The following is a 7,299-nucleotide window of genomic DNA, read 5'->3' as shown; positions in this document are numbered from 1 at the left end:
TGGCGGTTACTGAAGGATGCTCCTTCAGTAACTGCCGATGGCAAGCAATTTATCATTGCTGCTAATATTGGTACGCCAAATGACATGCCTGGTGTTCATGAAAACGGTGCTGAAGCTATTGGTTTATACAGAACTGAATTCTTATACATGAATTCATCTGATTTCCCTTCAGAAGACGACCAATTCGAAGCTTACAAGGAAGTCATTGAAGGTATGAATGGTAAGCAAGTTATCATCAGAACGATGGATATCGGTGGTGATAAGCACCTTGATTACTGGGATTTACCAGAAGAAATGAATCCTTTCTTAGGTGTTCGTGCAATTCGTCTTTCATTAATGAATGAAGAAATCTTCCGTACACAATTAAGAGCCTTGTTGCGCGCATCTGCATATGGTAAGTTGGGTATTATGTTCCCAATGATTGGTACTTTAGGCGAATTACGCAAGGCAAAGGCAATTTTGAATGATGAAACAGAAAAATTGCTTGCTAAAGGTGTAAAGATTGGTGATGACTTGCAAGTTGGTATGATGATTGAAGTACCAGCTGCTGCTGTTTTAGCTGATCAATTTGCTAAGGAAGTTGATTTCTTCTCAATCGGTACTAACGATTTGATTCAATATACTATGGCTGCTGACCGTGGCAACGAAAACGTATCTTACTTATACCAACCATATAACCCATCTGTTTTGCGTTTGATCAAGCAAACAATCGATGGCGCCCACAAGAATGGTATTTGGGTAGGTATGTGTGGTGAAGCTGCTGGTGATAGCGTCATGTTCCCAATTTTGCTTTCAATGGGTCTTGACGAATACTCAATGAGCGCAACTTCAATCTTACGTATCAGAAGCTTGATGAAGAAGCTAAATACTGAAGACCTTAAAGAATTGGCTAACCAAGCATGTTTTGTTTCTGAAACTTCAGAAGAAAATGAACAATTAGTCAAGGATTTAATGGCTAAGTTAAATAAATAACACCTGTAATTAAGGAATATGGCATTTTCATTCCCGTATTCCTTTTTTGTATGCTATTGAAAAAATTACTTATTTAAAATATTGATACTTCAAGATAAACTGACTATTTTTGAAAGTAAACATATTATCCATAAAATAACTTACAAAAAAGAAGTAAAAGTGGTATACTATCTATAAGACAGATATTGTATATTCTAATGATTCAAGGAGCGTGAGTTGTATGGTAGATTTGTATGTATCTCCTAGTTGTACTTCCTGTCGCAAAGCTAAAGCATGGCTTGAAGAACACGAGATTCCATTTAAAGAGAGAAATATTTTTTCCGACCCTTTGTCGAAGAGTGAGATTCTTCAAATTTTAAGAATGACTGAAAATGGTACAGAAGAAATCATTTCAACTCGCTCAAGAGCTTTTAGACATTTGAAGCTCGATTTGGATGACTTGTCACTTGACCAATTGTTAGATTTGGTTGATAAAGATCCTAGTCTTTTGAAGCGTCCAATTATTATGGATGATCGACGCTTACAAGTGGGTTACAACGAAGATGAAATTCGTCGTTTCTTACCACGTAAGGTTCGTCGTCTTGAATTAGCTGAAGCTAGAAGAATTGCTGATCTTTAAAAATTGTTGAATTTGATGTAGAAGTTGGTATTTTAGTACTGACTTCTTTTTTAATTGCTAAATAATCGGTAAAATATTTTGGTTAATATTATTTTTATGCAATAATGGTAGAAATAGCTGGAACTTTTTTTTACATGTCAAAAGTGTCATACTTAGCTTATGACCAAATTTATGAGGTGAAGAATTAATGCAAGTAAAACGGGTCAACGAAAATACCATGAGGGTTAATATCTCAAAGGATGAACTCTCTGAACGTGGCTTCGAATTATTAGATATGATTAAGAATCGTGAAAAAGTTCAAGAATTCTTCTATTCAATTTTAGAGGAGGTTGATACTGACCATTCCTTTGCTCAAAATGGAGCGGTATCCTTCCAAGTAATGCCTAATCACGGAGGATTGGATTTGTTGATAACCAAGATCAATCCTAACTCTAGTGAATTTTCTAAGCTATTTAATGATTCTTCGAATGATGAAGTTGAGAATGCATTCTCCGATTTACCTACTGAAAATAGTGATGCTAATGATAGGAGAACAGAAATAGTAGATGATGAAGAGCATGATGAGCTTGCTCGGCAAGCATATCGTTTTGGTGATTTAGGAATTTTAGTCGAGCTAGCAGATAGTCTTAAAGTTAGCGATCTTGCCTCTAGTTTGTATTATTTCAAGGGGGCTTACTACTTAGAAGTCGCATTTCTTGATGATAATTATGCTGAATTGAAACCAGAAGATGCTTGGGCAATTATTAATGAATATGGGTTTAGAATTGAAAACTCAGAAATGAAAACCGTAAAGAATATCGGAAAATCCATTCTTAGACAGGATGCTTTGGGGAATTTAAGATATTATTTCAATAAATAAAGTTTAAGATTTGGTAAAGGTGGATAAATTCCGCCTTTTTTTGCGTATTTAAATAATGGGGGATTTTTTTGTACGCAGCAATCTTAAATCAAAAATTAGTAACTGCTGTTGGTGAAGCAGCCGAAATATATCGCCAAGAAAAAGTTTTAAATGGAGTTGATTATCGATGTCCACATTGTCATAAAAGGGTGATTTTAGTTATATCGCAACATAAATTGCCGTTTTTTAAACATTTTAGGCATCATGTTAGTTTAGGCGAAAAAGAGGAGCATCATTTGTCAAAAATGATGTTAAAGAGCGCCTTTACTGCCATTGGTTTTGATGCTCAAGTTGAAGTGCCATTGCTAGATGGACAATTACGTAGTGATGTTTTAGTTTCACCTAAACTAGCCCTTGAGGTCCAATGTGCGCCACTAAGTCGAAGTGAATTTATTCACCGTCATAATTTATATCGGCAGATTGGAATAACGGATCTATGGATAGTTGGTAAGAGACATTATTTAGAAAAGCAACTAAAAAGTACACAGCTAATTTTCTTTCGTGAGAATATTCGCTGGCGTCACTATTATTTAGAAGTTGATCCTAATCTAGGGATTATTCGTTTAAAATACAATGTTTGTCAGGCACCGATTAGTCGAAAACTAAAATATCAAATTCGTAGTTTTCCTCTTGATGAACGGGGAGTGGCAGAATTTTGGAGTTATCGACCTCAACTTAGAAGTTTGAACTTCGATCGGGAGAGTGAGAGAAAGTACTTAGAACGGCAGATTAAGCAAAAAAGCAATATTGGAGCAAGGCTAGCCGAAAAATTATATTTAGCCCGGTTATCGATCGATGATTTGCCTGAGGTGATTTTTTCTAAAAGTAGACATCCAGGGGAAAAAGACAATCTTTCCCGTTATTTGGAGCAAAGAAAAACCAGCCATTGAAGCTAGATTAAGCGTAAATGGTTGGTTGAAATAATATTGACTTTGGATACGCAGTTCAACTGTTGGTCGTTTTTCTCACTGTCTGATAATAGTTGATTAAGCTCGCTTTGACTAACTAAGCCTTCAAGTAAAACACCAGTGTCATTTTCCTTATCTTCATTAAAAATAATTACTGTAGGTGTACTTTTGATTTGCCATTGTTTGGCCAATTTTTGATCTTGATCGATTGATTCACGAATATATTTACTATCAAGTAGTTGATCGATTGTCGCCGGATCCAAGTCTAATTGCTTGTAAATTTCTTGAATCAAAGAATCTTCAAAAATAGAACCATCGGTATTTAGTCTTTCTTGAAGCTCAAATAAGAAAGCACGAGCTTTTTTATTACCATATGCAATTTTAATCGCATGGTAAATTTCAAGTGCCTGATTAGTGGCAAGAGTAAAATACGATAAATCGCATAGATGTTGGGAATCCTTTCGACGCCGAATAATATCGTCTTGGACGCCACTGACGGTTGCGATTGGAATAAAATGATAGGAGACGTCGAGGTCTAAGTCTTTAATAGCAGTTTGAATTCTTTTTTCGACCTCGTAGCAATATATTCCTATGGGATTAATGAAAAGAAAGATCTCGAACATAAATAAGCTCTCCTTGTTAAATACTTCATAGATACTTTAGCAAGAAATGGCTAGAGACTCAAAAATTTTGCTTATTTGCGGTGGATAGCAGCCCTAGCAATCTTACTTTGATTTTGATTGTTATGGTTGTCAGAAAAGGCAAATTTGTGCTCTAATTCTAGTTTTACTTCTTGAATTAATTGAGGATCAGTGTTTTCGATTTCAAGTTCATAATCGCAGTAGCCATCAGGATAGTATGTTTGATCCAATGTAAGTTCGCAATTTTTGGGACCTTTGAGCAAAATACGTCTAGTTTTACTCCAAGTAAAAATGTCTAATTGCGTTGAGGATAAACTCAGCCGTTCTTTCAGATAGTCACCGATGACGCCATTGAATGGCAAGGTTTGGTGGTTTAGTCCAGCTTTAACGCGGGCCTGTGCTTCGTTAAGCGCAAGTTTATCTGTCAATTCAACTACCTCATGAAAATCTTTTTGAACCGGATTAGGATCAGGAACTTTCATGGTTTGTTCAGCATGGTCTTCATAAATCCGAATCCGCAAGCTGATATCATGCTTTTTTAGAGTGTCATTAGTGGTTTCAAAGTAGTAATTCTCTTGTTTGAAATCAGCTTTTACAGGGAAACTGGTAATGATCTTTTGATAGATATTTGATGTAAGTAAAACCTTAGCTTCAATTTCACGATTTTTCATTATGTATCTAGCTCCTTTAAATATTTTTTGAATTTCAAGACCTTATTAATTTTATTATATATGTTAAAATTACATTGTTTATCAGAAAGGAAATTTTTTCATGAATTTTGATTGGGATAATTTCTTATGGCCGTATGACGAAGCCGTACGCGAATTAAAAATAAAATTTCGCTCTTTAAGACAAAGTTTTTTGACTAAAGGCGAGCATTCACCGATTGAGTTTGTTATTGGCAGAGTCAAAACAGTTGATTCGATCAAAGAAAAAATGACTCGTCGTGTGATCGAGCCAGAAGTAATCGAAACAGATATGCAAGATATTGCCGGTATCCGAATTGTTACCCAATTCGTCGATGATATCTATAAAGTTGTTGATTTAATTCATGCTCGAGACGATATGGAAGTGGTTGAGGAGCGAGATTACATTCAAAACGCTAAGCCTTCAGGCTACCGATCATATCACATGGTTATCTCGTATACGGTGTATTTGCCAGATGGCCCTAAGACTTTAATAGCAGAGATTCAGATTAGAACTTTAGCAATGAATTTCTGGGCTACAGTAGAACATACTTTAAATTATAAATATCAAGGAGAGTATCCAGACGATATTTCTGAACGTTTGCGTAGAACTGCAGAAGCAGCTTATCAGTTAGATGAAGAGATGTCTGCAATAAAAGACGAGGTTCAGGAAGCACAGAAGATTTTCACCAAGAATAAGGGCAAGGAAAAATCATGAGAGTGGCAATAGCACATAATAATAATCCGGAAACTTTGAAAGTAGTAGCTCGCATTAGGGAGCTATTGGCGGAAAAAGAAGTTGTTTGTGATGATAAATATCCTGATATTGTCATTACAGTAGGCGGAGATGGAACGCTAATCAATGCGTTTCATCGTTATAGTAATCAGGTTGACTCTATTCGTTTTATCGGAGTTCATACTGGACATTTAGGATTTTATACTGATTGGCGTAGTACAGATGTTGATAAGATGATCGACGCACTTACATTGCGTAAGGCAGAGTCAGCAAGGTATCCGTTGCTTGATGTGACACTGATTACGGAAGCTGGCGAAAACAAGCATTTTCTTGCTTTAAATGAGTCAGCGATCAAGCGAATATCACATACTTTGGAAACGGATGTTTACATTGACGACGAATTATTTGAAAATTTCCGTGGCGATGGATTATGTGTGTCTACTCCTACAGGATCGACTGCCTATAGTAAGTCATTAGGTGGCGCCGTAATTCATCCGGGATTAAAGGCTTTGCAGATGACAGAAATTGCTTCGATCAATAACCGTGTCTTTAGAACTTTGTCTGCACCAATTGTCCTTGCACCAGATCAATGGGTAACTCTTGTTCCAAATACCGATCATTTGGTAATGACAATTGATGGTGAACGAATGAATGTGCGCAATGCCAAAAAAATTGTATATCGGATTTCTGAACATAGCATTCAGTTTGATCGTTTTGGTCACCATCATTTTTGGTCAAGAGTTCAAAATGCGTTTATCAAAGGATAAAAAATGGCAGTTTTTAAATTGAAAGTTCTAGCGGAAGATCCTAAGCAATTGGGATCTTTTTTGCTTCATAATGGTTTTTCAAAACAAGAAGTGGTGAGAGCTAAGGCTCATCATGGCATGATCTTAGTCAATCATCGTCGACGCTACACTAATTATTACCTTAAGGAAGGCGACGAGGTCATTTTTGTGAGCGGGCAAGAGACAAAGAATCCTTGGCTTAAGCCATCGAAGGAAAGCTTGCCATTGGTGAAAGAAGATCAATATTACTTAGTGATTAATAAGCCTGCTGGCGTTCTATCGATTCCTTCGCGCTATGAAGATGATGATGCGATCGTTAACCGGATTATTGGTAAATTTCAAGATAGCTCATCACCAATTATTAAGCCACATGTGATTACAAGACTAGATCGTGATACCAGTGGCTTGATGCTTGTTGGAAAAAATGCGATCGCTCATGCGCGCTTTAGTAAAATGGATAAAAACCGATTTATTAAAAAATATCATGCAATAGTTCACGGCAATTTTAGTGAACATGAATTGAGTGGCTTGATTGATGCGCCAATTGGCAAAATCGATGATGGAGTCAAACGAACGGTAATTTCTACTGGGCAAAGCGCTCAAACGGAATATTGCGTATTGCAGCAGGTTCCGGGTGCTAGTCTAGTAGAGCTAAGGTTACTAACGGGAAGAACCCACCAAATTCGGGTTCATATGGCTCATATTGGGCATATTTTATTTGGGGATGAATTATATGGTGCTAATGATAAATTCCCCAGACAGGCGTTAAATTGTTGCTATTTGGCTTTTGAAGATCCGTTTGATCAGCAAAAGAGAATTTTTGAGATTGCCGATCCTGCCGATATGACTAGCTTGTGGCAAAAATTGGTTGGAAATTAGTAAAGGTTGTTAAATTCTATTGAATTATGAAAACGTTTTTACTATAATATATTTATCAATAAAAGCTATTCTTATATAGATTAGAGGCATGGATATGTATTATTCAAATGGAAATTATGAAGCCTTTGCACATGCAAAGAAGCCTAAAGATGTTGATCGTAAATCAGCTTATATC

9 protein-coding genes are annotated in these 7,299 nt (G+C 36.3%); 7 read left to right on the top strand and 2 right to left on the bottom strand.

Annotated features, from left to right (window positions below; all coding sequences use genetic code 11):
• From ptsP to BN52_RS06275, 4 genes are all read left to right on the top strand, one after another.
• Positions 1–972: phosphoenolpyruvate--protein phosphotransferase (gene ptsP / locus BN52_RS06290; protein ID WP_040473447.1), on the top strand; the 972-nt coding region annotated here is incomplete at its 5' end.
• A 220-nt stretch (positions 973–1,192) separates the two neighbouring features.
• Positions 1,193–1,591, top strand: a complete 399-nt coding sequence (spx, locus tag BN52_RS06285; protein ID WP_008473543.1) for a transcriptional regulator Spx — start codon at positions 1,193–1,195, stop codon at positions 1,589–1,591.
• Between the two features lie 187 nt (positions 1,592–1,778).
• A complete protein-coding gene (locus tag BN52_RS06280; RefSeq protein WP_008473542.1) occupies positions 1,779–2,450 on the top strand; it encodes an adaptor protein MecA in 672 nt (223 codons plus the stop codon).
• Between the two features lie 68 nt (positions 2,451–2,518).
• Positions 2,519–3,379 carry a competence protein CoiA gene (locus BN52_RS06275; RefSeq protein ID WP_008473541.1) on the top strand — a complete coding sequence of 287 codons (861 nt, stop codon included), beginning with the start codon at positions 2,519–2,521 and terminating at the stop codon, positions 3,377–3,379.
• 2 nt (positions 3,380–3,381) lie between these two features.
• Here the strand turns inward: BN52_RS06275 and BN52_RS06270 are convergent, their stop codons facing one another.
• Together BN52_RS06270 and BN52_RS06265 are read right to left on the bottom strand one after the other, a co-directional pair.
• Positions 3,382–4,020, bottom strand: a complete 639-nt coding sequence (locus BN52_RS06270; protein ID WP_008473540.1) for a DsbA family protein — start codon at positions 4,018–4,020, stop codon at positions 3,382–3,384.
• Positions 4,021–4,091: 71 nt separating this feature from the next.
• Positions 4,092–4,712: a CYTH domain-containing protein gene (locus tag BN52_RS06265; RefSeq protein ID WP_040473446.1), complete on the bottom strand. Its 621-nt coding sequence runs from the start codon at positions 4,710–4,712 to the stop codon at positions 4,092–4,094.
• A gap of 97 nt (positions 4,713–4,809) precedes the next feature.
• On the opposite strand from BN52_RS06265, the gene yjbM reads away from it, so the two are divergent.
• Genes yjbM through BN52_RS06250 form a run of 3 tightly spaced genes read left to right on the top strand, consistent with a single transcriptional unit; the run spans position 4,810 to position 7,124 of the window.
• Positions 4,810–5,442, top strand: a complete 633-nt coding sequence (gene yjbM, locus BN52_RS06260) for a GTP diphosphokinase (protein WP_008473537.1) — start codon at positions 4,810–4,812, stop codon at positions 5,440–5,442.
• Positions 5,439–6,227, top strand: coding sequence for an NAD kinase (locus BN52_RS06255; RefSeq protein ID WP_008473536.1), 789 nt, complete (start codon positions 5,439–5,441; stop codon positions 6,225–6,227). The genes yjbM and BN52_RS06255 overlap by 4 nt, the downstream gene beginning before the upstream one ends.
• A 3-nt stretch (positions 6,228–6,230) precedes the next feature.
• Entirely contained in the window at positions 6,231–7,124 is an 894-nt protein-coding gene (locus BN52_RS06250; protein ID WP_008473535.1) for an RluA family pseudouridine synthase, read from the top strand.
• Positions 7,125–7,299 lie beyond the last annotated feature (175 nt).

This window comes from Lactobacillus gigeriorum DSM 23908 = CRBIP 24.85 (genome assembly GCF_000296855.1).
Lineage (GTDB): Bacteria > Bacillota > Bacilli > Lactobacillales > Lactobacillaceae > Lactobacillus > Lactobacillus gigeriorum.
The sequence above is the reverse complement of the archived record's forward strand: the minus strand, read 5'-3'. Positions and strand labels throughout refer to the sequence as shown.

Excerpts from the sequence above, each read along its gene's own strand:
- spx (WP_008473543.1), top strand. The coding sequence starts at position 1,193 with ATGGTAGATTTGTATGTATCTCCTAGTTGTACTTCCTGTCGCAAAGCT.
- BN52_RS06280 (WP_008473542.1), top strand. The coding sequence starts at position 1,779 with ATGCAAGTAAAACGGGTCAACGAAAATACCATGAGGGTTAATATCTCA.
- BN52_RS06270 (WP_008473540.1), bottom strand. The coding sequence starts at position 4,020 with ATGTTCGAGATCTTTCTTTTCATTAATCCCATAGGAATATATTGCTAC.
- yjbM (WP_008473537.1), top strand. The coding sequence starts at position 4,810 with ATGAATTTTGATTGGGATAATTTCTTATGGCCGTATGACGAAGCCGTA.
- BN52_RS06255 (WP_008473536.1), top strand. The coding sequence starts at position 5,439 with ATGAGAGTGGCAATAGCACATAATAATAATCCGGAAACTTTGAAAGTA.
- BN52_RS06250 (WP_008473535.1), top strand. The coding sequence starts at position 6,231 with ATGGCAGTTTTTAAATTGAAAGTTCTAGCGGAAGATCCTAAGCAATTG.